The sequence below is a fragment of the Enterocloster sp. 210928-DFI.2.20 genome, assembly GCF_020554465.1.
Classification (GTDB): domain Bacteria; phylum Bacillota; class Clostridia; order Lachnospirales; family Lachnospiraceae; genus Enterocloster; species Enterocloster bolteae.
In genome coordinates this window covers 201,758-225,384 of the sequence record NZ_JAJCHK010000004.1, presented here as the reverse complement: position 1 = coordinate 225,384, position 23,627 = coordinate 201,758, and the positions used below count along the sequence as shown (strand labels likewise).

Annotated in this window: 22 protein-coding genes; 1 reads left to right on the top strand and 21 read right to left on the bottom strand. The window is 49.8% G+C overall.

Going from position 1 to position 23,627, the window contains the following annotated elements; all coding sequences use genetic code 11:
• Window positions 1-13: 13 nt before the first annotated feature.
• The 9 genes from LI015_RS06730 to LI015_RS06690 all read right to left on the bottom strand — a co-directional run bounded on the left by LI015_RS06730 (window position 14) and on the right by LI015_RS06690 (window position 11,384).
• Complete coding sequence (locus tag LI015_RS06730) at window positions 14-403, bottom strand: VOC family protein (RefSeq protein WP_002566127.1); 390 nt, start codon at window positions 401-403, stop codon at window positions 14-16.
• A 162-nt stretch (window positions 404-565) separates the two neighbouring features.
• A complete protein-coding gene (locus tag LI015_RS06725; protein ID WP_002566128.1) occupies window positions 566-1,927 on the bottom strand; it encodes an alanine/glycine:cation symporter family protein in 1,362 nt (453 codons plus the stop codon).
• Between the two features lie 528 nt (window positions 1,928-2,455).
• The gene (guaA, locus tag LI015_RS06720) at window positions 2,456-3,757 is read right to left on the bottom strand and encodes a glutamine-hydrolyzing GMP synthase (RefSeq protein ID WP_002570402.1); all 1,302 of its coding nucleotides are present in this window, start codon (window positions 3,755-3,757) and stop codon (window positions 2,456-2,458) included.
• A gap of 109 nt (window positions 3,758-3,866) precedes the next feature.
• A complete protein-coding gene (locus LI015_RS06715; protein WP_002566192.1) occupies window positions 3,867-4,463 on the bottom strand; it encodes a cytidylate kinase-like family protein in 597 nt (198 codons plus the stop codon).
• 226 nt (window positions 4,464-4,689) lie between these two features.
• Window positions 4,690-7,299, bottom strand: a complete 2,610-nt coding sequence (locus LI015_RS06710; protein WP_227124342.1) for a cation-translocating P-type ATPase — start codon at window positions 7,297-7,299, stop codon at window positions 4,690-4,692.
• A 363-nt stretch (window positions 7,300-7,662) separates the two neighbouring features.
• Window positions 7,663-9,114: a hypothetical protein gene (locus LI015_RS06705; protein WP_227124341.1), complete on the bottom strand. Its 1,452-nt coding sequence runs from the start codon at window positions 9,112-9,114 to the stop codon at window positions 7,663-7,665.
• 101 nt (window positions 9,115-9,215) lie between these two features.
• A complete protein-coding gene (locus tag LI015_RS06700; RefSeq protein ID WP_002570406.1) occupies window positions 9,216-9,656 on the bottom strand; it encodes a SufE family protein in 441 nt (146 codons plus the stop codon).
• Window positions 9,656-10,969 carry an aminotransferase class V-fold PLP-dependent enzyme gene (locus LI015_RS06695; RefSeq protein ID WP_227124340.1) on the bottom strand — a complete coding sequence of 438 codons (1,314 nt, stop codon included), beginning with the start codon at window positions 10,967-10,969 and terminating at the stop codon, window positions 9,656-9,658. The genes LI015_RS06700 and LI015_RS06695 overlap by 1 nt, the downstream gene beginning before the upstream one ends.
• 1 nt (window position 10,970) lies before the next feature.
• Entirely contained in the window at window positions 10,971-11,384 is a 414-nt protein-coding gene (locus LI015_RS06690; protein WP_227124339.1) for a hypothetical protein, read from the bottom strand.
• Window positions 11,385-11,570: 186 nt separating this feature from the next.
• Between LI015_RS06690 and LI015_RS06685 the strand changes: the two genes are divergently transcribed.
• Window positions 11,571-12,458: an AraC family transcriptional regulator gene (locus LI015_RS06685; protein ID WP_117627173.1), complete on the top strand. Its 888-nt coding sequence runs from the start codon at window positions 11,571-11,573 to the stop codon at window positions 12,456-12,458.
• A 23-nt stretch (window positions 12,459-12,481) separates the two neighbouring features.
• On the opposite strand, the gene LI015_RS06680 is transcribed toward LI015_RS06685, so the two are convergent.
• From LI015_RS06680 to trpD, 12 genes are all read right to left on the bottom strand, one after another.
• Window positions 12,482-13,399: a class II fructose-bisphosphate aldolase gene (locus LI015_RS06680; protein WP_002566199.1), complete on the bottom strand. Its 918-nt coding sequence runs from the start codon at window positions 13,397-13,399 to the stop codon at window positions 12,482-12,484.
• 19 nt (window positions 13,400-13,418) lie between these two features.
• Entirely contained in the window at window positions 13,419-14,291 is an 873-nt protein-coding gene (locus LI015_RS06675; protein WP_117627172.1) for a class II fructose-bisphosphate aldolase, read from the bottom strand.
• 34 nt (window positions 14,292-14,325) lie between these two features.
• Window positions 14,326-15,414, bottom strand: a complete 1,089-nt coding sequence (locus LI015_RS06670; protein ID WP_002577313.1) for a PTS fructose transporter subunit IIC — start codon at window positions 15,412-15,414, stop codon at window positions 14,326-14,328.
• Between the two features lie 4 nt (window positions 15,415-15,418).
• Window positions 15,419-15,748 carry a PTS fructose transporter subunit IIB gene (locus LI015_RS06665; RefSeq protein ID WP_002566202.1) on the bottom strand — a complete coding sequence of 110 codons (330 nt, stop codon included), beginning with the start codon at window positions 15,746-15,748 and terminating at the stop codon, window positions 15,419-15,421.
• Between the two features lie 37 nt (window positions 15,749-15,785).
• Window positions 15,786-16,232: a PTS sugar transporter subunit IIA gene (locus LI015_RS06660; protein ID WP_002566203.1), complete on the bottom strand. Its 447-nt coding sequence runs from the start codon at window positions 16,230-16,232 to the stop codon at window positions 15,786-15,788.
• Window positions 16,229-18,256, bottom strand: a complete 2,028-nt coding sequence (locus LI015_RS06655) for a BglG family transcription antiterminator (RefSeq protein WP_227124338.1) — start codon at window positions 18,254-18,256, stop codon at window positions 16,229-16,231. The genes LI015_RS06660 and LI015_RS06655 overlap by 4 nt, the downstream gene beginning before the upstream one ends.
• 239 nt (window positions 18,257-18,495) lie before the next feature.
• A complete protein-coding gene (locus tag LI015_RS06650; protein ID WP_002566220.1) occupies window positions 18,496-18,870 on the bottom strand; it encodes a DUF5655 domain-containing protein in 375 nt (124 codons plus the stop codon).
• Window positions 18,871-19,072: 202 nt separating this feature from the next.
• The gene (gene trpA, locus LI015_RS06645; RefSeq protein ID WP_117627168.1) at window positions 19,073-19,846 is read right to left on the bottom strand and encodes a tryptophan synthase subunit alpha; all 774 of its coding nucleotides are present in this window, start codon (window positions 19,844-19,846) and stop codon (window positions 19,073-19,075) included.
• A complete protein-coding gene (gene trpB, locus LI015_RS06640) occupies window positions 19,839-21,023 on the bottom strand; it encodes a tryptophan synthase subunit beta (protein WP_002566222.1) in 1,185 nt (394 codons plus the stop codon). The genes trpA and trpB overlap by 8 nt, the downstream gene beginning before the upstream one ends.
• Window positions 21,024-21,052: 29 nt before the next feature.
• Entirely contained in the window at window positions 21,053-21,673 is a 621-nt protein-coding gene (locus tag LI015_RS06635; protein WP_227124351.1) for a phosphoribosylanthranilate isomerase, read from the bottom strand.
• Between the two features lie 86 nt (window positions 21,674-21,759).
• Complete coding sequence (gene trpC, locus LI015_RS06630) at window positions 21,760-22,590, bottom strand: indole-3-glycerol phosphate synthase TrpC (RefSeq protein ID WP_002570417.1); 831 nt, start codon at window positions 22,588-22,590, stop codon at window positions 21,760-21,762.
• Window positions 22,587-23,621, bottom strand: a complete 1,035-nt coding sequence (gene trpD, locus LI015_RS06625; RefSeq protein ID WP_002566225.1) for an anthranilate phosphoribosyltransferase — start codon at window positions 23,619-23,621, stop codon at window positions 22,587-22,589. Before trpD ends, trpC begins: the two co-directional genes overlap by 4 nt.
• Window positions 23,622-23,627: the final 6 nt, after the last annotated feature.

Genomic DNA, 23,627 nt, shown 5'->3' with positions numbered 1-23,627 from the left:
CGTACGCGGAAGTTTAATGCACCCTGGCTTCCTCCCTCAGCAAAAACACATTCCCATCCATATCGTAGAACTGAAACATGCTGCCATAAGGCATTTTCATGATGTCTCCGGTTCTGACGCCTCTTTCCTTCATTTCTCTATGGGCATTCTCCAGGTCGCCGGTGCATAAAATAACAGATGGATGGCCTACATTCACATCGGGATTCTGAGTCTTCATTTTTTCTTTGTCATAAAGAACAAAGGATGTCCCGCCTCCGTATTCCGGTCCCACTTCAAGCCATTTCTGGTCAGCACCCATCTGCTGTTCCAGGCGCACGATGAATCCCATCTTTTCTGTCCAGAAATCCCTGGCCTCATTCTGATTATTCACGTAAAGCGTTATCTTTCCAATGGAGTCTATCATGATTCACATTTCCTCATTTCTGCTTTCTTTTTACTATAAATAATTCCCTCCCATCAAGGTTTTCATTCGGTACAAGGAAGAAAAGAAAAAGCAGCAGCTCCCCCGGATGATATTCCGGAAAAGCTGCCGCTGCTAAACTATTTATTCTTCATACGTCATATGCTATTTATCACTGTACTTATTGCATATCTTTACCACAAGACCGCTTAGGGCAAGCAGGGCCATGGCATTAGGTATAACCATCAGACCATTAAAGAAGTCCGCCAAATCCCATACCAGCTCCAGCTTCAAAGCAGAACCGATTATGATGCAAACCACTACTAATAAGGAGTAAATCTTTGCTGCGCCATCGCCAAACAGATACTTCGCATTGATAAGGCCGAAGAAATGCCAGCCCAGAATCGTAGAGAAAGCGAAGAACAAAAGGCATATTGCAACGAATACAATACCGAAGGTACCAAATCCTCTCATGAAAGCTGCCTGTGTAAGAGCGGTACCATTCTTGCCAGACTCAAGAGCGCCTGTGGTCAGTACGGAAAATACAGTCAGGTTAAGGATTACAAATGTATCAATAAATACGCTGATCATAGCGCAAAGTCCCTGCTTATGAGGATTCTCTGCGGTAGCCCTTGCATGTGCATGAGGTGTGGAACCCATACCAGCCTCGTTGGAGAAAAGGCCTCTGGCAACACCGAAACGGATGGCTTCTTTAACTGCAATACCTGCGCCTGCGCCTAAAACTGCCTGAGGATCAAATGCGCCTACAAAAATCATCTTAATAGCTGCAGGAAGATTAGCAATATTCATGATAATAAGAATCAAACTTCCCACAATATACACGCCTGCCATGATAGGTACAACCTTCTCAACAACAGATGCCAGCCTCTGTGTTCCGCCCAGGAAAACAAATGCTGCTACGGCTGCTACGATAACACCAATGACAACCGGAGAGATAGTTATGTTAAATGCCCCAAAAGCCTCTGTAAATGCAGCGCCGATAGAGTTGGCCTGAACCATGTTGCCCATGAATCCCAGCGCAAGTACAATAAAGATTGCAAATAATCCTGCAAGAACCTTGCCCAGAGTGCCCTTAAAAGCTGCCTTTATGTAATAAACAGGACCGCCGGTAACCTCACCATTTACCTCAGTCTTAAAATTCTGGGCCAGAGTTGCCTCTGCGTAAATGGTTGACATACCAAAGAACGCACTTACCCACATCCAGAAGATAGCTCCAGGTCCGCCTCCTAAAAGTGCAGTGGCTGCACCTGCCAGGTTACCGGTACCAACCTGGGCTGCAATTGCGGTTGCAATTGACTGGAACGGTGTCATCTCACCTTTTTCGTGCTTCTCACCATTAAGGCTGAGGTGCCCGAATACCAGTTTCCAGCCTTCACCAAACTTTCTCACCTGGATGAACCTCAGGCGGATCGTGTAATAAATTCCGGTGCCGCACAGAAGAACAATCAACAAAAAACTCCAGAGAAAACTGTTACCTTTTGCTACGAGATTTGTAATAACGTCCATTCCTAATTCCCCCTATACATTTAATTGGCCGCATATAGCGGCATTCATATTTGTGCTGATGTAATCAGCGCTCCAAAGAGCGGGATGTAAACATACAATAGGGACACCCACCAAAGATGGGATAGTATGCCTCCCTTTTGCCTGTGAGCATGGAAGATTTTATGGACGCTTATATCTGTCCTGCGCTTTCGCGCTCTCACAGAATCTCTCTGGAGTTTTCCTGATTCCTCCAGCATGGTACTACATTATTCATAAAGAAAAAATCTATACCTGCGCTGGCAGAAAAAGGAATTTTTATAGATTGTTTTTATTTTATCATACTTTACCCATAAATTCAATAATTATTTATTTAGTTTTTAGAGAATTTTAGTTAATTTTATACTTTTTTAAAATTTATCTCATTTTCAGCTTGACAAAATACTATTGGCATATAAATACGAATGGAAAAAGCTGGGTTTCCTGCATTTCAGGATTCCCAGCTTTTATGTTTGTGATTATATGGTTTCTTATGAGAGGCGGCGGGGCTTACTATTCCCACTCAATCGTAGCCGTAGGCTTCGGACTCAAATCATAGCACACCCTGTTCACATTCTTAACTTCCTTCAATATACGGTCCGTAATCTTCTGCAGCACGTCATAATCAATGCGCTCAATGGAGGCAGTCATGGCGTCTACTGTATTGACTGCGCGGATGATGACAGGATAATCAAAGCAGCGCGCATTGTCCCTGACTCCAACTGATTTAAAGTCCGGCACAATGGTAAAATACTGCCACACTGTCTTGTCCAGGCCGGCATTTGCAAATTCCTCCCGGAGAATGGCATCTGATTCCCTGACCGCTTCCAGACGTTCTCTGGTTATGGCTCCCAGGCAGCGCACGCCTAATCCGGGACCAGGGAAGGGCTGACGGTATACCATGCTGTGAGGCAGACCCAGCTCCAGTCCGCAGGCGCGTACCTCATCCTTGAACAGCTGGCGCAGCGGCTCTACCAGGGTGAAGTTCAAATCCTCAGGAAGCCCTCCCACATTGTGGTGGGATTTTACTACCTTGGCTGTCTTGGTTCCGCTCTCCACGATGTCAGGGTAAATGGTTCCCTGGGCCAGGAACTCGATTCCCTCCAGCTTTCTGGCCTCCTCCTCAAACACGCGGATGAATTCAGCGCCGATAATCTTACGCTTCTGTTCCGGATCAGCCACTCCGGCCAGCTTTCCGAGGAAACGATCTACAGCATCCACATATACCAGGTTTGCATCCATCTGGTTTTTGAATACATCAATAACACTCTCGGATTCCCCTTTTCTCATAAGACCATGGTTTACATGGACGCAGGTCAGCTGTTTTCCAATGGCTTTGATGAGCAGGGCCGCTACCACGGAGCTGTCCACGCCGCCGGATAAAGCCAGCAGCACTTTCCTGTCTCCTACCTGCTGGCGGATTAATTCCACCTGGTCGGAAATAAAGTTCTTCATATTCCAGTTGGCCTGGGCCTTACATGTATCAAATACAAAGGAACGGAGAATCTGGGCGCTGTCAGCCTCATCCCAGCTATGTATGGAACGCTCACAGGCCGCCGCGCCGTGGCCTGCCGCCATTACCGGGTATCCTGCCTCATACAGTTCCGGACGCACATCAATGGGGGTTCCGTCCACAACATTGTTAGGGCCGCCGTTGATGATGATTCCCTTAACATTGGGAAGTTCCTTCAGTTCGCTGGCTGTGATATCGTGGGGATAAATCTCACTGTACACCCCCATCTCTCTGATGTCCCTGGCCAGTTTTGTGTTCTCTGTGCTTCCCAGGTCAAGAATTACAATCATATCCTGTTTCATCTTCTGCCTCCTGAAATTATTAGAATTTTGCTTCTTTTGTTAAAATATCCTTCTTGGTTCTTCCTGATTCTTCATTTGACCGAAACGCCTGTACCGCCCGTCCCATGCTTTACTCCGACAGTTCTCCCAGATAAGCCAGCACCGCCCTCAGGCAGCCGTCCACCCCTGTCAGCCCGCTGTCCAGGCATAAGTGGTAGTTCTGGGCCCGGCCCCATGTGTTGCCGGTGTAGTACTGGTAATACTCCTTGCGTTTCCGGTCCACCTCCCGGATACGGCGCTCCATCTCCTTCTCATCAGAACCCGGTTCCAAAATAAGCATACGCTTAATCCGGTCCCTCATCTTGGAGTAGATGAACAGGTTAATGCTGTCATCCAGAATCATGTCTGCACACCGTCCCACAATGACACATGGACCGTGAGCAGCCAGCCTGCGGATGACATTGGACTGGGCCACGAAAATCTGGTCCGACATGGGTACTTTGTAAATGTCAGAAAAGGCATGGTAATACTGCCTGTCTAACGGGTCGTGAATCACGATATGCTCATCGTAGTTTTGGAATGCCTCTTCTGCAATATTGATATCGTCCGCAGCCATGGAGATTAACTCCTTGTCGTAAAATGGGATGTCCAGCTTTTCTGCCAGCTTTACCCCAAGCTCACGGCCTCCGCTTCCGAATTCGCGGCTTACTGTTATGACCTTATCCATTAAGCACCGCCCCTTTCCTTTGGTTGGTTTTGTTTTGGGTAGGATGAGCTTTGAATGGGCTCAGTCAGCAGTGCACATCGCGGCCAAGGCCGCTGGTTCACGGGCTTAGCCCTATAAAAAAAGCGGCAGGCATATATCCTTATGTGAGCAAGCTCCCAACGGATATATGCCCACCACTTTTTTGCACTGCTCATTGCCTACGTGGACATTATACCACAATTCCCCATTATTTCCTATGCTTAATATCTCTTATAATCTTAAACATCTGTATCAGTACCGTGGGTACTGCGGCCAGGAGACAGACATTGATCAGCTGGCTTTGGGTCAGCGGTGTTACGGAAAACAGGTTCTGCATGAACGGAACGAACATGACAATACCTAACAGCACCACACCTGCCGCAAATGCTCCCAGGCTGTACCAGTTGGATGAGAAGCCCAGCTTGAAAATGTTGTGCTTGCTGCGGCAGTTGAATCCGTGGAACAGACGGGCCAGGGTCAGGGTTGCAAACGCCATGGTGCTGGCTGTGGCCGCGCTGCCGGTTCTGAGACCTGTGTGGAAGGCGATCATGGTACAGACAGCTATGATTCCGCCCTGGGTCAGAATAGTGGTCATGAAGTCCTTTGTCAGGATGCCTGTCTTCGGATTTCTGGGCGCCTCCGACAGTAAATCCTTCTCAGCCGGCTCCATGCCGATGGCTATGGCCGGCAGTGAATCGGTCAGAAGGTTGATAAACAGCAGGTGTACCGGGGCAAACGGCACAGGCAGGGCTGCCAGGGATGTGTATAATACAGAAAGGATACCTGCCATGTTGCCTGACAGCAGGAACTTGATGGCATTCTTTATGTTGCGGTATACGTTTCGTCCGTTGGCCACCGCCTTGATGATGGTTGCGAAATTATCGTCTGTCAGTATCATGGCTGCCGCATCCTTGGAAACCTCGGTGCCGGTGATGCCCATAGCCACTCCGATGTCCGCCTTCTTAAGGGCAGGAGCGTCATTGACTCCGTCTCCGGTCATGGCCGTGATGGATCCGCGCCTCTGCCATGCGTCCACAATGCGGATTTTGTTTTCAGGTGAAACCCTGGCGTAGACAGATATCTCCGTGATCTTGCGGTCCAGCTCTTCCTCTGACATGGCGTCCAGTTCACGGCCCGTCATGGCTATATCGCCGTCCTCAAAAATACCAATCTGCTTTGCAATGGCAGTGGCGGTAATCTTGTGATCGCCGGTTATCATGACAGGCTTAATTCCGGCCCGCTTGGCGTCTGCAACTGCTGCCTTTGATTCTTCCCTTGGGGGATCCATCATGGATATCAGGCCCAGGAAAATGAAGTCGTTCTCATTGTCCAGGGACAGGGTATAGTCTTCAGGTACTTCCTTATATCCAAAGGCCAGGACTCTTAATCCCTCCTGGGAAAACTCCAGGTTCTTCTGAAGAATGGCCTCCCTATCCTCCTGGGTTATGTCCCTGATTCCTTCTTCCATACGGATTTTCACGGTGCGGTCTAAAAGTACATCCAAGGCTCCCTTGGTAAGTACGGTGGGCACATCGTGAAGTTCGTATTTGGTACTCATGAGCTTCCGGTCTGAGTCAAAGGGTATCTCCTCCAGACGGGGCATCAGCTCTCTGAGCAGGTTTTCGTCCACGGTCGCCTTTCTTCCCATCTCCACCAGCGCAAACTCTGTGGGATCTCCGATGCCTTTTCCGTCAACGATAGATGAATCGTTGGTAAGTATGGCATCGTAGAGAAGATAACGGTGAAGCTGGTTCTTCAGATTCAACTGGTCTATGGTAATGGTCTGCCCATTGGTGTAAATGTTCTGGACCGTCATCTTATTCTGAGTCAGGGTTCCGGTCTTGTCCGAGCAGATGACAGAGACGCAGCCCAGACTCTCCACAGCCTTTAACTCTTTGATAATGGCATGTTCTTTTGCCATTTTCTGGGTGCCCATGGCCTGTACAATGGTTACAATGGAGCTCAGTGCCTCAGGTATGGCCGCCACTGCCAGGGCCACTGCAAACATCAGGGAATCCAGGACAGGCATTTTTCGGTACAGGCTCAGCAGGAATACCAGGGCGCATATGACCATGATTGCCATGGCAAGACGGCTGCCGAACTGGTCCAGGCTGACCTGCAGCGGAGTCTTTTTCTCCTTGGTAGCGTTCATCAGGGCTGCTATCTTGCCAATCTCTGTATCCATACCCGTGGCAGTCACCAGGACCACTGCCCGTCCGTAAGTCACCAGGCCGCTGGAATATACCATATTGGCCCGGTCGGCCAGGGCGCAGTCGCTGTGCAGGGTTCCGTCGCTCTTATCCACATTGGTGGACTCCCCGGTCAGGGAGCTTTCATTGACCTGAAGGGAATAATTCTCCAGAATCCTTCCGTCAGCCACCACCAGATCGCCTGCTTCCAGGTACAGGATGTCTCCGGGAACCACCTTGGCAGACGGAATCTCCACCTTCTGTCCGTCCCTTAACACCTTGGCGTTGGGGGATGACAGGGATTTAAGGCTGTCCAGGGATTTCTCAGCCTTTGCATGCTGTACCGTGCCCAGGATGGCGTTGAGGATGATAACAGCCAGGATGACTACCGTGCTCTCCACATTGCCTGACACCATGGAAATAAGGGCTGCAATAATCAGGATAACCACCAGCAGGTCGCAGAACTGCTCCAAAAATACCTGCAGGGTACTCTTGCGCTTTCCCTCTTCCAGGACATTCTCTCCCTTCTCAGCCAGGATTTTCTCTGCCCGGGAAGAGGTCAGACCTTGTTCCGTTACCTGAAACTGGCTGAGTATCTCTTCTTTTGTCTGTTGATACCATTCTTTCATGTACTTTCCTCCTCATTATGAGTTCTTAGTCTATTATGCGCGAATCCCTGCGCCAAAATGCCCCGGGCCTGGCAAAAAAAGCTTATCCGCCACGCTCCGGCGCCGGGAAACCCACAAAAAAAGACTTCTATGGATGGCTGCCAGGATATGTAACATATCTGCAAACCACGCATAAAAGTCTTGTAACCATAAAGGCATATATTGCCAGGTTCCGTTGGAACCGAGGTTGTTGACAATATATCTAAACTACTCCCTTTCGAGCTGTTCCGCATTCATTATGAATTTTTATTGAGTTTATCCTCTTTTTGCGGAAATGTCAAGGGGTTTTAAAAATTTAATGATTGGGCCTGATTGGGTTTCTGATTAGTGGAACACCTCCACCTCAAAGCCCACGATTTCGCCCAGCTCCTGTAATTCCTTTACATGATTGCCGTAAATAATGGCCTGGTGATGTCCGTAACCTCCCTTTGCCAATGCCTGCCGGAACTCTCTGGCGCCGCCCTCGACCTCGTAATACACCGCAGGACTGCAGTAAACGGGACGGAACTCGCATCCCAGGGTATGGCCTACGGCTACCATCATCCTGGTACCCTGGCGGTTAAAGCGGCCAAAGGTAACCACCTGTCCTTCCTCCTCTGCCATATCCACATGATAATGGGCGCCCCAGCCCTGGGTGGTAAAATGGGCCAGCTCATATCTCTGCTCCGGCTGGTCAAATCCGCGCATCCTGCGCACCGGCACAGCGTGGTGGATTTCCAGTACATCATGGTCAAATACCTGGCCGGGCGGTGTCAGAAGCTTGGGCATTCCCAGCTGTTCCAAGGTCCTGCTTCCGGCAAGCACCAGTACCGGATTGCCCATGAACACGCTCTGGCGGGTCAGGTACATCATCATCATCATGGCCATCCATACAGCCAGATCCTCCTCACATGCTGACGGAATCCTGTCATCTTTATTCAGGGAGTGGGTGATGCAGGGAACACACTTATTCTTCTGGGGAAGGCGGCTGGCACACAGTTCCTTGCACGGGGTGGTGAACGCATTGCAGTCATAGCGCTCCATCATCCTGCGCACCGCGTGGAAATACCGCAGATCGCTGCACAGGTACTCCTCTGTGATATCCACTTTGTCCGCCCCTTCCATCAGGGCCCTGGCCTCCTGATGGATTCCCTCGTCTGCCGGTATCTCATCAAAATAGTTGAACACCTGTCTGAAGTCAATACGGTTATGGCGGATGCCGTACCGTGTGAACAGGCTTACCAGATCACAGCAGCTGGTGTTGACTGATGCCGGCGTCTGCTCGGAATTGGACAGGATTAAAATTTTTGTATTTGCGACAGCCTTACGCACCTGGAGGCAGGTCAGAATACGGTTGTATTCTTCATAGTCATGGGCCATATATGCCTCCAGTCCGATGTCCCTGTAATATCCCACAAGGTCGATGGGGGTCGGTCCCAGATTAATCATGGAAACTGGCTTGTTCAAACGCTCGATTCCCGGTACGCGGTATGTAATCAAATACAAATCCACCTGATGATTTTCAGGCATCAGCTTGTCAAATTCAGAATCCCGCATCACAAAACTCTCGTCAAATTCCATGTAAACCGGATCCATCAGATTACAGCGGGTCAGATCCAGGTTGTTCTGTAATTCCTCGTACCAGATTTTAAATTGTTCCTTCCCCACCCTGCGCTCAAATTCAGGCGTGCCCTCTTCCATAGGCCCTACGCGGCACGGGCCTTCCCACCAGTCTGTGTGTACAAGATTACTGAAAATTGGTTTTAAGTTAACCTTTACATCCATTGCATACTTCATAATTGACCTCTCCTTATTATATCGTTTTTATTTGATATCGTTTTTACTTATCATAGTTTTCATTTAATATGGTTTTCATTGTTGGTATAGATTTTTATATTTCACATACGCGCCAGTATCTGATAACATTTTGACAAACCATTTTCCTTTATCTCAGGATAAATCACATCGTCAGATATATAATCCAGAAATCTCATGGGATGGGACTTTATGATTTCCGGCGTTCTTGCCTGGTACAGTTCTTCCAGAATGGAAAGCACGCCCCGTACCAGCAGCGAATCACTGTCACTGTAAAAATGTACCATTCCATCCCGGTCCTCTGCCCGGAGCCATATTGCAGTCCTGCATCCTCCAATCCTGTACCGGTCCACACGCAGGGAATCCAACAAAGGCTTTTCCATTCCAAGCATAAGAAGGTATTCACACTGGGCTCCAGGGTCCTGCAACCGGAGCAGACTGTCAATATACTTTTTCTCTGCCCGGCATATGTCTGTCTGGCATATGTCTGATTGGCATATGTCTGTCTGGTCTTTTTCATCCATTAGCTTCCCCTCCCGCAGATCCGTTCCAGCCTCTCTGCCATATATTCAATCTCCTGCTTTGTATTGTAAAAAGACAGTGATACGCGGCAGAGACTTTCCTTTCCCATACGTTTCATTAGGGGGTAGGCGCAGTGGGAACCGCTTCGGACCGCTATTCCGCTATTGGCCAGCAGAACACCTATGTCATAAGCACCCAGCTTATCTGTCTCGAACAATGCTATGGGCGACACGGACCCGCCAGACTGTAGCTGTGGTACGGACCCGCCAGACTGCGGCTGCGGTACGGACCCGCCAGACTGCGGCTGCGGGTCGGACCTGCCAGATAAGGGCTGCCGCACAGCCGGTTCCCCAATTACATGTACCCCTTTAACTGCTTCCAGGCGTTCCCTCAGATACGCGCCCAGTTCCGCCTCATATTGGATCATCTCCTCAAATCCCCTGCTGTTGAGATAGAGCAGAGCTGCCTCCAGTCCAAGCGCTCCGGCTATATCCTGGGTACCGGCTTCGTATTTGGATGGGGATTTCTTATATGAAACTTCTCCCCGGTCTCCTTTCACCACCATATCCCCGCCGTACAGATAGGGAGCCATCTCCTCCAGATACATCTTTCTTCCGTACAGTACCCCGATTCCCATAGGGCCGTATATCTTGTGGCCGGAGAAGCAAAGGAAATCACATTTCATCTGCCTGACGGATATAGCCCGGTGGACAACGGCCTGAGCAGCGTCTATCAGGACCAGTACGCCCCGTTTGTGGGCTTCTCTTATAATACGGTCCACGTCCGGGCAGAAGCCTGTCACGTTGGACATGGCCGTGACGGCAATCAGTCTGGTGCGGCTGTCCATCTGATCCAGCACATCCTCCGCCCTCAGGCTGCCGTCTGTCTGTGCCAATGCCACACGGAATTGCGCGCATTTTTTCTCACATTGATTCTTCCAGGGAAAATAGTTGGAGGAATGTTCCAACTCAGTGACAATTACATTATCTCCCGGGCAGACATATGTCTCAAATACAGCCGCGGCAGCCAGATTGACTGACTCCGTACATCCTTTGGTAAATACGATTTCCTCCCCATACTCCGCATCCACCCATGACCGGACCGTCTCCCTGGCCCTTTCATACATACGGGATGCCTGGCTGCTGAGGGGGTAGCTTCCTCTGTGTATATTGGAATTCTCCATGGAATAGTACCTGCACAGCCGGTCAATAACAGCCTGGGGCTTCTGGGTTGTGGCCCCGTTGTCCAGGTAGACTAACGGTTTTCCTTCCTGGTTCAGAATTGGAAAATCCCTGCGGATTTCAGTTACATCCATATCATTTTCCCCCTTTCAGGTGCCTTATGACAGCGTCAGCCAATTCATCCAGATTCTCAATGTCCGAGGCCTCATCATCCTCCATGGCAATTCCCAGCTCCCTCTCTATAAACATAAGCAGCAGTGCCTTTTTCTGCACCGCCAGGCTGGTCTGGTGGCAGTCGTATTTCTTTATCTCCCTCTGAATCACCTCATCCGGCAGATTTCCCTTCCGCAAATCCTGGCGTTTGATGCTTATAATGACAAGCTTTCTGATATCTGTCTGGGTGTCCTCCTGAATCATAAGCTTCAGGTTAACTGCTTTTCTCAGCAAAGGCAGAATTACTTCTTTTTCTAATCCTTCACAGGGCATGGACTTTATGCGGTCCAGCACAGCTGAGGCTTCCCTTGTGCTTTTTACAATTTCATCAATCATAGCAGCTGTTTCCTTATTTTTTCTTAGATTCGCTTACATATTATCCTGTTTTTCTTACATTTCATATTATATCTGATGTGCTGCGGCCTTTTTTTGCAGATTATCCCGGCACTTTGCATTTTCTTCAAACCGTGCTATACTAAAACGTGTTTCAACGTATGACAGATAACCGTTCAGGAGGTTCCCATGGACATCCCGTTTTCACGCTACACGGAAAAGCTGCCGGAGGAATTTTCCGTAAGGCACAAGATAACTGAGACAACTGAAAAAAAGAATTTCCACCTGCACAGGCAGATGGAAATTATATTTGCTCTGTCCGGCAACTTAAAATGCAAGTTTGAAACAGGGGAGATTGATATTCCCAGAAATGGGTTGATTCTGTTTAACCAGATGGATCTGCACTATATCTATCCGGAGGACGGTTCAGGAATCTGCGACCGGTATGTGCTGTATTTTTCCTCCAATTACATATCCCGGTTCTCCACTCCTGAAGTGAATCTGCTGGAATGTTTCCTGTTTCGTCCCGGTAATCAGCCCGTGGTACTCACTGTTCCGGACCGGCAGCTGGACTCCTTTCTCTCCGTGCTCTCCAGGATGGAGGATTACAACAGGCCGGAAAGCGGCGGCTCTGCTTCACCTGTTTACGGTAGAGATCTGCACCTTAAATTTCTGCTGGGCGAATTTCTTCTGCTGACCAACCAGCTCTACACCGAGAGGTTTGGCCCTCTAAACACGGCTGCCTACCAGGAGCATGCCCGGCTGGTATATGATATTTATGAATACATCGGGGGCCATTACAGCGACAATCTGAGCACGGACAGCCTGTCCCGGCTGTTTTTAATCAGCAAGACCCAGCTGTATTATGTCTTTAAGGAGATCTCCGGGATGACAGTGAGCGACTATATTACAGAATACCGCATCACCAGGGCAAAGGACTTTCTCATTAATACGGATTACTCCGTGGAAATGATTGGACAGGCCGTGGGATATACCAACCTCAGTTCATTTTCCAGGGTCTTCAAAGAGCAGGCCGGATGCAGCCCAATCCAGTACCGGAGGAAGCATGCGGATTAGGCTTGGTGCTGCAGCGCATATCCCTATTCGCCAATCCCAGTATCAATCTGGCTGATTCCGTGGCAGAATGCATACTTTTTCTTAAATCCGGCTGCCTTCCCCTCAGAACCGGTCAGGCTGATAAAATGCTTTACTGTTTTCTTACATTCCTGTTCCACTTCCATCATAAGGGACATATAATCCAGGTCCGGTTTTTCATCCAGACGGTTTTTTGCGTAATCCCGGCATGCATTGAATATCTCGGTGGCAATGTTCACCTTGTTGATTCCTGCTTCCACTGCTTTCCTGATGTTCTCGTCTCCGGATCCGGATCCGCCGTGAAGCGCCAGAGGCATGTTCACTGCCTGCTTCACACCTTTTATAACATCAAAATTAATGGTGGGGATAAAGCCTTTGGGATAATCCCCATGGGCAGTGCCGCAGGCAATGGCCAGGCTGTCCACCCCGGTCTCCTGCACAAATCGCACGGCTTCCTCCGGCTTTGTGTACAGCGACACGTCGCATCCGTCCAGAGTGGCGGCCTGGCCTACATGACCCAGCTCGCCCTCCACTGCCAGTCCCTGTACATGACACAGCTCCACCGCCTTTTTAGTCCTGGCAATGTTCTCCTCCATGTCATAGGCCGAGGCATCCACCATGATGGAGGAAAATCCCTGCCTGTAAGCCCATGTAATTTTCTCCCAGTCCCTGCCATGGTCCAGAATCAGGGCCACCGGCACATTGGTCTGTTCTGCCAGGGTCTTAATCATGGGAACCATCAGCTCCGGCCTGGCGTGCTTTGTCATCTGGGCCTGGCCCATGAGGATAATGAGCGGCGCCTGCATTTCATCTGCTGCCGCTATAAGTCCCCTGGCCAGCTCCATGTTAAATGCGGATGCCGCCAGAACAGCATAGTTGTTTTTATTTGCATCATCAAGAATTGTTTTGATATCTGTATACATTATGTACTCCCCTTAAATTTTAGTATTTCCTATAGCAATGCGATTTCCCGGTACTGCCCAGCACCTGCATCTTTGTCCCTGCCACATTTCTAACCTCCTGCACTGCATCCTTAAGGACCAGTGTGGGACTGACCAGGGTTGGATGATTTGTTACAAATTCCCTTACGCTTTGGTAATAGGCATGTTTGAACTCACTGGATATATTTACCTTGTGTATGCCTGTCCTGCAGGCAGCCGCAACCTCATCATGGGGCGTGCCGGAACCTCCGTGAAGAACTAACGGCACCGGCACCGCAGCTGCCAGCTCTTTCAGAAGCCCAAGCTGCAGCTTAGGCACATATCCTTTTGGAAGAATGCCGTGTACCGTGCCAATGGAAACTGCCAGGGCGTCCACGCCGGTGTCCTCTACAAACCGTCTGGCCAGCTCCGGTGATGTATATACCATATCCCGGACCGTGCCGTTTAAATAGTCCTCGGTCTCCCCTATGGTGCCAATCTCCCCTTCCACCGATACGCCGGCCCCATGGGCCGCCTCCACGACCCGGCGTGTACACTCCACATTCTGGTCATACTCCATCTGCGAGCCGTCAAACATGACAGAGGTAAAGCCTGCCTGGATCGCGCGGATGCATCCCTCATAGGATTTGCTGTGGTCATAGTGCAGTACAAAGGGATTCCTGCTGCGCTGCAGGCGGACCGAGAAATACAGGTACAGTTCCCGTTCCGAGAACTGGAATTCATTGGGAGAGACCTGGATAATGGCCGGGGCTTCCCGGTACTGCGCCTCCTCCACAATGGCTTTGAACATGGTACTTTCTGTTACATTAAATCCTCCCACTGCAAAATTATCCTTTACGGCAGGTTCCAGTATTTCCCGCAGATTCAGCAGCATTTTTTATCCTCCTGTAAAAACATACCCGAATGTGTTAAAAGTTCTCAAATGTCATTCCTTCTGTGGTGCTCTCCCCATTTTCCTGTTCCATTCCAAAGTCCATGGAATCGTCTTCCGTCACCACTTTCTTCCACAGGGAGAGTATCACTCCCATGATGACGCCTCCCAGGGCCACCATGGCTGCCATCATCATTGGCTTATTGGACAGCGGGATGATAAACCATCCTCCTGCTGTTACATAGTTCTCAATTCCCAGAACCATGGTCAGGCCTCCTGCTATGGAGGTGGCAATCACGGAGGAACCGATTACGCGCAGCGGGTCGTTCATAGCCAAAGGAATCACACCCTCTGTAATCATGCAGATGCCCATTGGGAACGCGGCCTTTACCGCCTCCTTCTCGGCCTTTGTGTACTTGTTTCTGGTAAGGATGTAGGAAAGGGTCACGCCCACAGGAGGAATCATACATGTAACCAGCTTAACTGCCTCCGGTCCGTAGATACCGTCCACCAGAAGACCATTGGCAAACAGGGATGCGGTCTTGCCGATAGGCCCGCCAAAGTCAACACCGCACATACCTCCCACTATGGCTCCCAGGATGAATTTGGATCCCCCCTGAAGTCCTATCAGCCAGTTCTGCAATGCATTGATGACAAAGGCAACCGGTTTCCCTATGACAGCAAACATAAGGGCTCCGCAAATCAGCGTTGTCAGGAAGGGCAGAATAAGTACAGGAACCAGCCCCTGCATGGTCTTAGGCACCTTCAGATATTTTTTCAGGAACAGTACCGTATAGCCCACAAGAAATGCCGCAATAATGCCTCCGATAAATCCTGTATAAATTTCCGATGCAATGGACCCCAGAATCAGTCCGGGGGCAATGGCCGGCCTGTCCGCGATGGAATACGCGATGGCAGCAGTGATCACAGGCACCACAAAGCCCATGCCAATCTTACCGGTTCTCCAGATGTACCATATCAGGGTACCCTCTGCCTCTGATACCTTGGTCCCGCCAATGGCAGTTCCCAGAGCCATACATAAGCCGGCGCCCACAACTATGGGAATCATAAACGATATTCCTGTCATCACATGCTTCTTAATCTCTGATAGTTTTAACCCACCCATAATCTTAATTCCCTCCGTTTTTCTTTTTTGTCAGAGCTTCCTCAATACTCTGAAGCATTGCTCCCGTATTTTTCATGGCCTTTTCCGTGCTCATGCGCACCACTGGTTTACCCTTAAACCGGTTTTCCCCTGATATTTTCACATCAATGGCCAGGATGACCACATCTGCCTCCTGGATTTCCTCCGGTGTCAGCTGCTCCTCGATTCCGATGCTCCCCTGGGTCTCGATTCTGCATGTATATCCCAGCTTCCGTGCTGCCTGCTCCAGCTTTTCCTTGACAATGTATGTATGCGCAATACCCGCAGTACATGCCGTAACCCCTACTATCTTCATCCTTTATTTCCTCCTCGTTCTTAGTGGTGTGGTCTCCCTAGCAAAATGCTTCCAGAATATCTTCCTTTGTGCTGCTTCCCATCAGTTTGCCGCATGTTCCTTCCTGTGCCAGCTTTTTAGCCACGCTGGCCATGAGGCGCAGGAAGTAGTCATCCTTGTCCTTTTGATTGATGGCAAATATAATGAAAACCTGGGCAGGCAGGCCATCCAGCGTCTCCCACTGTATGGGCTGTTCCAGCTTAAGGACCGATATACAGTTACGCTTCACTGCCAGCGACTTTCCATGGGGAATGGCGATTCCGTCCCCTATGCCTGTTTTTCCCTGAGATTCCCGTATATATAAATCCTGCTTGAACTCTTCCTTGGATGTAATGCTGCCGTCCTTTAAAAGAAGGTCGCACACACATTCAAACACCTCCTCCTTATTCTGCGCCTTTACATTGACGGCCACTGCATTTTCATTGATTACCTCCAGCAGATTCATGCTTTCCTGTCTCCTTTTACTATAGAATTTAAATAGCCTGCTATTTCTTCCTGCCCTCTCAGGCTGTGGAATTCTTCATAGGCTTCCTTGTCGTCCAATAAAGTCACAATGGCGGAATAAAAGCGGATAATCTGCCCTTTTGCCTTAAACCGTTCATCCAGATTCAATGCCAGAAGAAAAATCCGGTCCACTCTCCTGTCCCTGCCCCAATCTACCGGTTCCTCCAATATGGCGGCCGCAATGACCGGGCGGCAGACACAAAACGCAGCTCCATGAGGAATGGCCACCCCAAGTTCCAGCACAGTGGATGTGGTTTCCTCCCTGTCCAGTACAGTCTGCTCATAATCCTTTGTAACATAACCCGCCTCTGCCAGCCTGGCGCACAGGAAGGATATGATTTCCTTCTTATGTGTCCTTTCCGGAAAATGGTATACAAGGGACGGATGAAACAGCTGGTACTCGGAGAGCTCTGTCTTTTCGGCAATCCGTCTCATCTTCTTTTTCCGCACCTGTTTCATCTTATTCTGAATCTGCTGTATATCCCAGGGCTGCAGCACATTTCCAATCTGTACCACATCCCTGCCTGCAAACACATCCCCCACCGGAACAGATGATATAAGAAAATCACACTGGCTCCTCTGAATCTTACATGTATCCCTTGTGGTCAGGACATCCACTACATTAATATTCTGTATGGAGCGCTCAATCTGCTCTTTGAGAATTCTGGATATTCCGATACCATGATTGCACAGGATGCACACCTCCACTCCCACGTTCAGCCGCTCAATGGCACCGCCTATATATAATGCCAGGTACGCCACCTCATCTTCCCCGATTCTCACTTCAAGTTCAGACTCAATGATAAGACTTGCCGACCAGGCAGCGGCATAAATATTGGGATACTTGGACTTCACTACCTCCTTCAGAGGATTTTCCTCCAGGATGCCGCACCGCAGTTTCAAGGTCTTGGATTTCATATACAGAAGGAGGCTGTCAAAAAGGTAATCATCCCTGTCAAGCCCCTGTCCCAGAATATTGCCGGTAATGGAAATCACCTTGTCTGTCACCCGGCAGATGTTTTGGTTGGCCTCCATATAAGTCTGCCTGGACGCCTCGTCTGTAAACTCCTGTATCTCGGCAGCCCCTAAAACTAATACCGTAAACTGCTTTTCTCCTTCCGGGAAGTCGGTATGATAATACTCCTTAAGACTTTCCATACATGTTTCGGCCATACTGAGGTCATATTCCAGGCCCTGCCATTCTGCCCTCTGATGCCCAAAATCCGCAGGAATCTCTGCATACTCCTTTTTCCTGATTCGTATAACACACAGTGACAGGAGAAATGACAGCTGCTGGTACCCGTCGAAGCTGTAGTGTATCCCAAATTTTTTCTCCAGCCCTGCAATGGCCCCTGTTACCCCGGCCATATCAAATCCCCACAGGAACTTTTCTGTCTGGCTTTTCAGGGTCTGGTCCCCAAACTCCTGCCGCTTTCTGGATATATCTGCAAAGAGTTCCCACATGGCCATGCGCCAGTAATACTCGCTGCACTCAATCTGCAATCCCTGGCCTCTCTTACAGGTAACGGCTACATGATGAGCCGTCAGCCATACAGATGCCTGGCTGGTAGCTTTTTCAGCATCCAGCCTGCTAATGAGAAGCCTTTTCTCCAGTTTCATCTTCTGTATGCTTCTCTGCTTCAGCAGGAGTTCCAGTATCTGGAAATGCTTGTCTGTGCCATACAGCTCCATCTGGTTCACATCATTCCATGCCTGCTTTGCCGTGTCCCAGTCCTTGTCCTTTATAAGGCACACGCCTTTGTTGCTCTTAGAGACAACCTTTCCCAGCCCATATTCTTCCAGGAAGCTTCCCAACTGCTTCAGGTCATTTCTGATAGTCTTAAGGGAACAATTCACATCTGCCGCCAGACGCTCCACAGTCACAAATCCATCTGACCTGTACAGCAGCTTCAGAATTTTATATTGCCGTTCCTGCATCATGTTCCCTCCTGTTTCCTGTTCCATAGCACTGCCATCCCTTCGATAATCTTATATTAACAGCTTTCCCCTATTTGCTATTTCCAAAATATTGACAGAACGCTTTTGTTTTGTTCAATAGTTTTTCCAAAATCCATGATGCGCCTTTTATCAAGGTCAAACATACGCCCCCTCTCTTATGCCAAAAACGCAGATATGCGGCTGTCCCCCGCCGGACAAACCGCATATCGCATTCAATCTTCAATTTCCCCTGATTGGCTGTTTCCCTATTTCACCAACGCAAACTCATAAGCCTCCCTGATCCACCCCATCAGCTTATCATCTATCTCATCCGCACTCTGTACAATCACATGATGGGTCCAACGGTTGGGGTAAGGCTCTGTTGCCGCCTCAATCCGGCTGTCTTCTATGCGATGGCTTACTCCGAACGTTACAACCATATAAACACCCTTTCTGCCCCTGAACCGTCTGGAAGGGTGCCAGATAAAAGCAAACTGGTAACGGTTTGAAAAGGCAATCTGCGATTTCTGGACCTTAACCTGAACGGGTCCCAGCTCCTTAAGCAGACGCTTTGTGAACGCCTCATAAATGGGCAGGGCCTGGGGCATTTTTTCAAAAAACAACAGTACTGATGAATCCATATGACTCCTCCCTTCTGAAAGTGATGTATCCTATTCCGATTATATCACAAGATTAATCCTGAATTATTTATTCTTACCTGCTGTCTGTGAGTATTTTCCATGAACATGTATAAAATATAGTTTTTTCCATCAAAAAGGGGCCCTGCGGCATACTCTGCCGCGGCCCCTTTAGTGCCTGTCAATTAGTACCGGTCCGTACTGTCTATACTCCAACCGCCGCCTTCATCTGCTTTACATAATCGCAGACAGGCTCCACACAGTTTATTCCGTATCTGGCAACCATTTTCACAATGGCGCTTCCCACGATAACCCCGTCTGCCTGTGAGACCATCCTGCTGGCCTGTTCCGGAGTGGAGATGCCGAATCCTATGGCACATGGCACATTCCTGCCCTGCTTTACGGTGTCCACCATTTCCTTAATATTGGTGGTAATCTCGCTTCGGACGCCAGTGACTCCAAGAGATGATACACAGTACACAAATCCGTCGGATTCCCTGGCTATGGCCTGGGCCCGTTCCCTGGATGTGGGAGCCACCAGATATATCAGGGTCATATCGTATTTTTTGCATGCCGGCAGCAGTTCCTCCCGCTCTTCAAAGGGCATATCCGGTACAATCAGGGCGTCTATTCCACAATCAGCTGCATTTTTCATAAACTTATCCACACCATATGCAAACACAGGGTTAATATAGGTCATAAATGCCAGCGGCACATCTGTTTTTTGACGTATCCGGCGCACCGTATCAAATATTTTATCTGTGGTGGTTCCTGAAGCCAGAGCCCGAAGGTCAGCCTCCTGGATGACAATTCCCTCCGCCACCGGATCGGAAAATGGTATGCCCAGCTCAATCAAATCCGCTCCTGCCTCTGCCATGGCCGGCACAAGGGCCTCTGTCACGGAAAGGTCCGGGTCGCCTGCTGTTATAAAAGGTATGAACGCCTTCTTATTCTCAAACACCTGTTGTATCCTATTCATAGAGTTCTACCCCCTTATATCTGGCGATTGCCGCCACATCCTTGTCTCCCCTGCCGGAAAGATTGATAACAATAATCTGGTCTTTATCCATGGAACCAGCTATCTTCCTGGCATAGGCCACCGCGTGCGCGCTCTCCACTGCCGGTATGATTCCTTCCATACGTGACAGATATTCAAAGGAATCCACTGCCTCATCATCTGTCACAGGAACATACTGTGCCCTGCCGCTGTCATGCAGCTGCGCGTGCTCCGGCCCGATACCCGGATAATCCAAACCAGCTGAGATGGAATACACCGGTGCAATCTGCCCATATTCATCCTGGCAGAAATAAGATTTCATGCCGTGGAAAATGCCCAGACGGCCTGTTGCTATGGTAGCTGCGGTCTGCTCTGTCTCCACACCCCGGCCCGCTGCCTCGCAGCCTACCAGCTTCACGTCCTTTTCATCTATAAATTCATAAAAGGCTCCCATTGCATTGCTTCCGCCGCCCACACAGGCAATTACCATATCGGGAAGCTTTCCTTCCTTCTCCATAAGCTGCTCTTTGATTTCCCTGCTGATAACACTCTGGAAATCCCTTACCATCATGGGGAAGGGATGGGGACCCATGACAGAACCTATGACATAATGTGTATCAGAGATACGGTTAGTCCACTCCCTGAGCGTTTCATTGACAGCATCCTTTAATGTCTGGGTTCCGCTGGTCACCGGATGCACCTTGGCCCCTAACAGCTCCATACGGTATACATTAAGTGCCTGGCGGTCCGTATCCTCCTTGCCCATGTAAACCTCGCATTCCAGACCCAACAGGGCAGCTGCGGTGGCAGTGGCCACACCGTGCTGTCCGGCCCCTGTCTCGGCTATAACCCTGGTCTTTCCCATCTTCTTGGCCAGAAGGACCTGCCCCAGTGCGTTGTTGATTTTGTGGGAACCGGTGTGGTTTAAGTCCTCCCGTTTCAGGTAAATCCTGGCCCCGCCCAGGTCCTTTGTCATCTTCTCTGCATAGTAGAGACGTGACGGACGGCCTGTGTATTCCTCCAGCAGATACTTTAACTCAGCCTTAAACTGTGGATCCTTTTTATAATACTCATATGCTTCTTCCAATTCCGTGACAGCGCTCATCAGTGTTTCCGGTATGAACTGGCCGCCATGGATTCCAAATCTTCCTCTTGACATTTCTGTTTCTCCTTTTTTAAAACGATTTTTTACCGCAGGACCTGGGCTATTTCCTCCATCTTCCTTCTGTCCTTCCTGCCCCCTGTTTCCACCGCGCTGCTGACATCAATGCAGTAGGGTCCATGGGATGCCGCCTGTCTTATGTTGCCCAGATGGATGCCGCCTGCCAGGAAATAAGGCTTTTTTAACTCCGGTATCATATTCCAGTCAAACTGGGTGCCGCTGCCTCCGTACCTGCCCTTTGTATAGGTGTCCAGAAGCAGGTAATCGCAGGACAGCTCCTGGGCCTTTAAAATCTGTTCCCTGCTTCTGACCCGCACCGCCTTGATGACCGGAAGCGGGGTGTGTTTCTTCAGTTGTCTTATGTACGCCTCATCCTCATCTCCGTGGAGCTGTATCAGGTCAATCACCCTTTCCTTTTCCCGGTGCCCTGCCAGCTCCAGTATCTCCTCCATGGGCGCATTGACAAATACGCCCACGGCTCTGATTCTCTTATCCAGCTCCCGCCCTAACTGGGCGGCCTTATCAGGCGTAACCCTGCGGCTGCTCTCGGCAAATACAAAGCCGATATAGTCCGGCAGAATGTCATTGGCCGCCAGTATATCTCCAAACCGGCTGAGACCGCATATCTTAAGCCTGCATGTCTTCATCATTCATCTCCCTGCCCTGTTTCCTCTATCTGTTCTGATTCCCTATCTGTCCTGTTTCCTCTATCTGTCCCGGTTCATGTCCGGCTCTACCGTATCCGGGACTTAAGTTCCCTGAGAGCCTGCTTTTTATCTGCCGCCCGCATCAGTGTCTCTCCCACAAGAACCGCATCTACCTGGTTCTCCGCCAAAAGCTCTATATCCTCAGGCGTCCTGATTCCGCTCTCTGCCACAAATATGGTGCCCCGGTCCACCAGCTTCCTGAGCCTCAGGGCGTTTGTGAAGTCTACCTCGAACGTGCCCAGATTGCGGTTATTGATTCCAATAATATCGGCCCCTGCCTCTGCTGCCATAGCCACTTCCCGGTCCGTATGGGCTTCCACCAGGGAGCTAAGGCCCAGTCTGCCGCAGATGCCCATATACCGTTTGAGCTGTTCCATGTCCAAAAGGGAACAGATCAGCAGGACAGCAGAGGCTCCCAGCACCTTTGCCTCATAAATCTGGTATTCGTCCACGGTAAAATCCTTGCGCAGCAGCGGAAGGCCTATCTCACCATGAATTTCCTCCAAGTATCGGTCAGCTCCTAAAAAGAATTCAGGCTCGGTCAATACGGATACGGCATCTGCGCCGGCTTCCTGGTATTGTCTGGCTATTTCCACATAAGGAAAATCAGGAGCAATCAGTCCCTTTGAGGGCGAAGCCTTTTTAACCTCACAGATAAAGGAGACTCCCGGTTTAGACAGCGCCGCCTTAAAAGAATATCCTCCGCCTGTTCCGTCTTCCCCTTTAATATCTTCCCTCTTTATGCCTTCTCTCTCTCTGCATTTGAAGGCTTCCTTCATCACCTGTTCCAGCGGTTTTACCTGCTTCCTTTGCTCCACCCGTTTCCCGGCGGACCGGGCAATGGTATCCAGTATCATGACGCCTTCACCTCTCCTGCTGCTTTTTTGGTTGCCTGGATAAATTCTTCCATCTTAGCCATGGCTGCTCCGGAATCAATCATGTCCTGTGCCGTCTTGACACAGTCCCTCACCGTGCAGTCATCAATTCCCAGATATAAGCTGATGGCCGCGTTCAAAACCACTACATCCCGCTTCGGTCCTTTCAGGCTTCCGGACAGGATATTCCTTGTTATCTGTGCATTCTCCTCAGGTGTGCCTCCGATGAGTTCTTCCAGATTGCATACGGTCAGGCCCAATTCCTCAGGCGTCATATCATAAGCCGTAATTTTCCCGTAACGGATTTCACATACATGGGTGGGGCCGGTAAGTGTCGCTTCATCCAGTCCGTCTCCCCCGCATACCACCATTCCCCTGGTAACTCCCAGGTTAGCCAGCACCTGGGCCAGCGGTTCCACCAAGTCCCGGCTGTACACCCCTAACAGCTGCATGGATGCGCCTGCCGGATTGGACAGGGGGCCTAATATGTTAAATATACTTCTGATTCCGATTTCTTTCCTCACAGGAGCCGCATATTTCATAGAAGAATGGTATGCCGGCGCGAACAGGAAGCACATTCCGGTGTCCTCTAAAACAGTTTCAGCCTGTTCCGCCGTCAGAGCCAGCTCTGCCCCCAGTCTTTCCAGCACATCTGCCGCGCCGCTCTTACTGGATACGCTGCGGTTTCCATGTTTTGCCACCCGTATGCCTCCGGCGGCAGCCACAAATGCGCTGGTGGTGGAAATGTTAAAGGTTCCCACCTCGTCTCCTCCTGTTCCCACAATGTCCATCACCGGAAAGGGCGGCGACAGCTTTACCGCCTTATCACGCATAACAGTGGCGCAGGCCGTAATCTCATCAATGGTCTCTCCCTTCATCCTCAGGGCTGTGAGAAATGAGGATATCTGCGCCTGGGTGGCATTTCCGCTCATGATTTCATCCATAACCTCCTTGGTTGTTTCAAAATCCAGATTCTTATTTTCTACCAATTCATGAATTGCTTTCTGTATCATAGTCAT

Coding starts and splice junctions, on each gene's coding strand:
- LI015_RS06725 (WP_002566128.1), bottom strand. CDS start 1,927: ATGGACGTTATTACAAATCTCGTAGCAAAAGGTAACAGTTTTCTCTGG.
- LI015_RS06675 (WP_117627172.1), bottom strand. CDS start 14,291: ATGCTGCTGAATCTGCGGGAAATACTGGAACCTGCCGTAAAGGATAAT.
- LI015_RS06635 (WP_227124351.1), bottom strand. CDS start 21,673: ATGAAGACATGCAGGCTTAAGATATGCGGTCTCAGCCGGTTTGGAGAT.
- LI015_RS06665 (WP_002566202.1), bottom strand. CDS start 15,748: ATGAAGATAGTAGGGGTTACGGCATGTACTGCGGGTATTGCGCATACA.
- trpB (WP_002566222.1), bottom strand. CDS start 21,023: ATGTCAAGAGGAAGATTTGGAATCCATGGCGGCCAGTTCATACCGGAA.
- LI015_RS06730 (WP_002566127.1), bottom strand. CDS start 403: ATGATAGACTCCATTGGAAAGATAACGCTTTACGTGAATAATCAGAAT.
- LI015_RS06700 (WP_002570406.1), bottom strand. CDS start 9,656: ATGGATGAAAAAGACCAGACAGACATATGCCAATCAGACATATGCCAG.
- guaA (WP_002570402.1), bottom strand. CDS start 3,757: ATGAAACAGGATATGATTGTAATTCTTGACCTGGGAAGCACAGAGAAC.
- LI015_RS06655 (WP_227124338.1), bottom strand. CDS start 18,256: ATGGAACAGGAAACAGGAGGGAACATGATGCAGGAACGGCAATATAAA.
- LI015_RS06690 (WP_227124339.1), bottom strand. CDS start 11,384: ATGATTGATGAAATTGTAAAAAGCACAAGGGAAGCCTCAGCTGTGCTG.
- LI015_RS06695 (WP_227124340.1), bottom strand. CDS start 10,969: ATGGATGTAACTGAAATCCGCAGGGATTTTCCAATTCTGAACCAGGAA.
- trpD (WP_002566225.1), bottom strand. CDS start 23,621: ATGATACAGAAAGCAATTCATGAATTGGTAGAAAATAAGAATCTGGAT.
- LI015_RS06660 (WP_002566203.1), bottom strand. CDS start 16,232: ATGAATCTGCTGGAGGTAATCAATGAAAATGCAGTGGCCGTCAATGTA.
- LI015_RS06710 (WP_227124342.1), bottom strand. CDS start 7,299: ATGAAAGAATGGTATCAACAGACAAAAGAAGAGATACTCAGCCAGTTT.
- LI015_RS06650 (WP_002566220.1), bottom strand. CDS start 18,870: ATGGATTCATCAGTACTGTTGTTTTTTGAAAAAATGCCCCAGGCCCTG.
- LI015_RS06705 (WP_227124341.1), bottom strand. CDS start 9,114: ATGAAGTATGCAATGGATGTAAAGGTTAACTTAAAACCAATTTTCAGT.
- LI015_RS06685 (WP_117627173.1), top strand. CDS start 11,571: ATGGACATCCCGTTTTCACGCTACACGGAAAAGCTGCCGGAGGAATTT.
- LI015_RS06680 (WP_002566199.1), bottom strand. CDS start 13,399: ATGTATACAGATATCAAAACAATTCTTGATGATGCAAATAAAAACAAC.
- trpC (WP_002570417.1), bottom strand. CDS start 22,590: ATGATACTGGATACCATTGCCCGGTCCGCCGGGAAACGGGTGGAGCAA.
- trpA (WP_117627168.1), bottom strand. CDS start 19,846: ATGAATAGGATACAACAGGTGTTTGAGAATAAGAAGGCGTTCATACCT.
- LI015_RS06715 (WP_002566192.1), bottom strand. CDS start 4,463: ATGGATAAGGTCATAACAGTAAGCCGCGAATTCGGAAGCGGAGGCCGT.
- LI015_RS06670 (WP_002577313.1), bottom strand. CDS start 15,414: ATGGGTGGGTTAAAACTATCAGAGATTAAGAAGCATGTGATGACAGGA.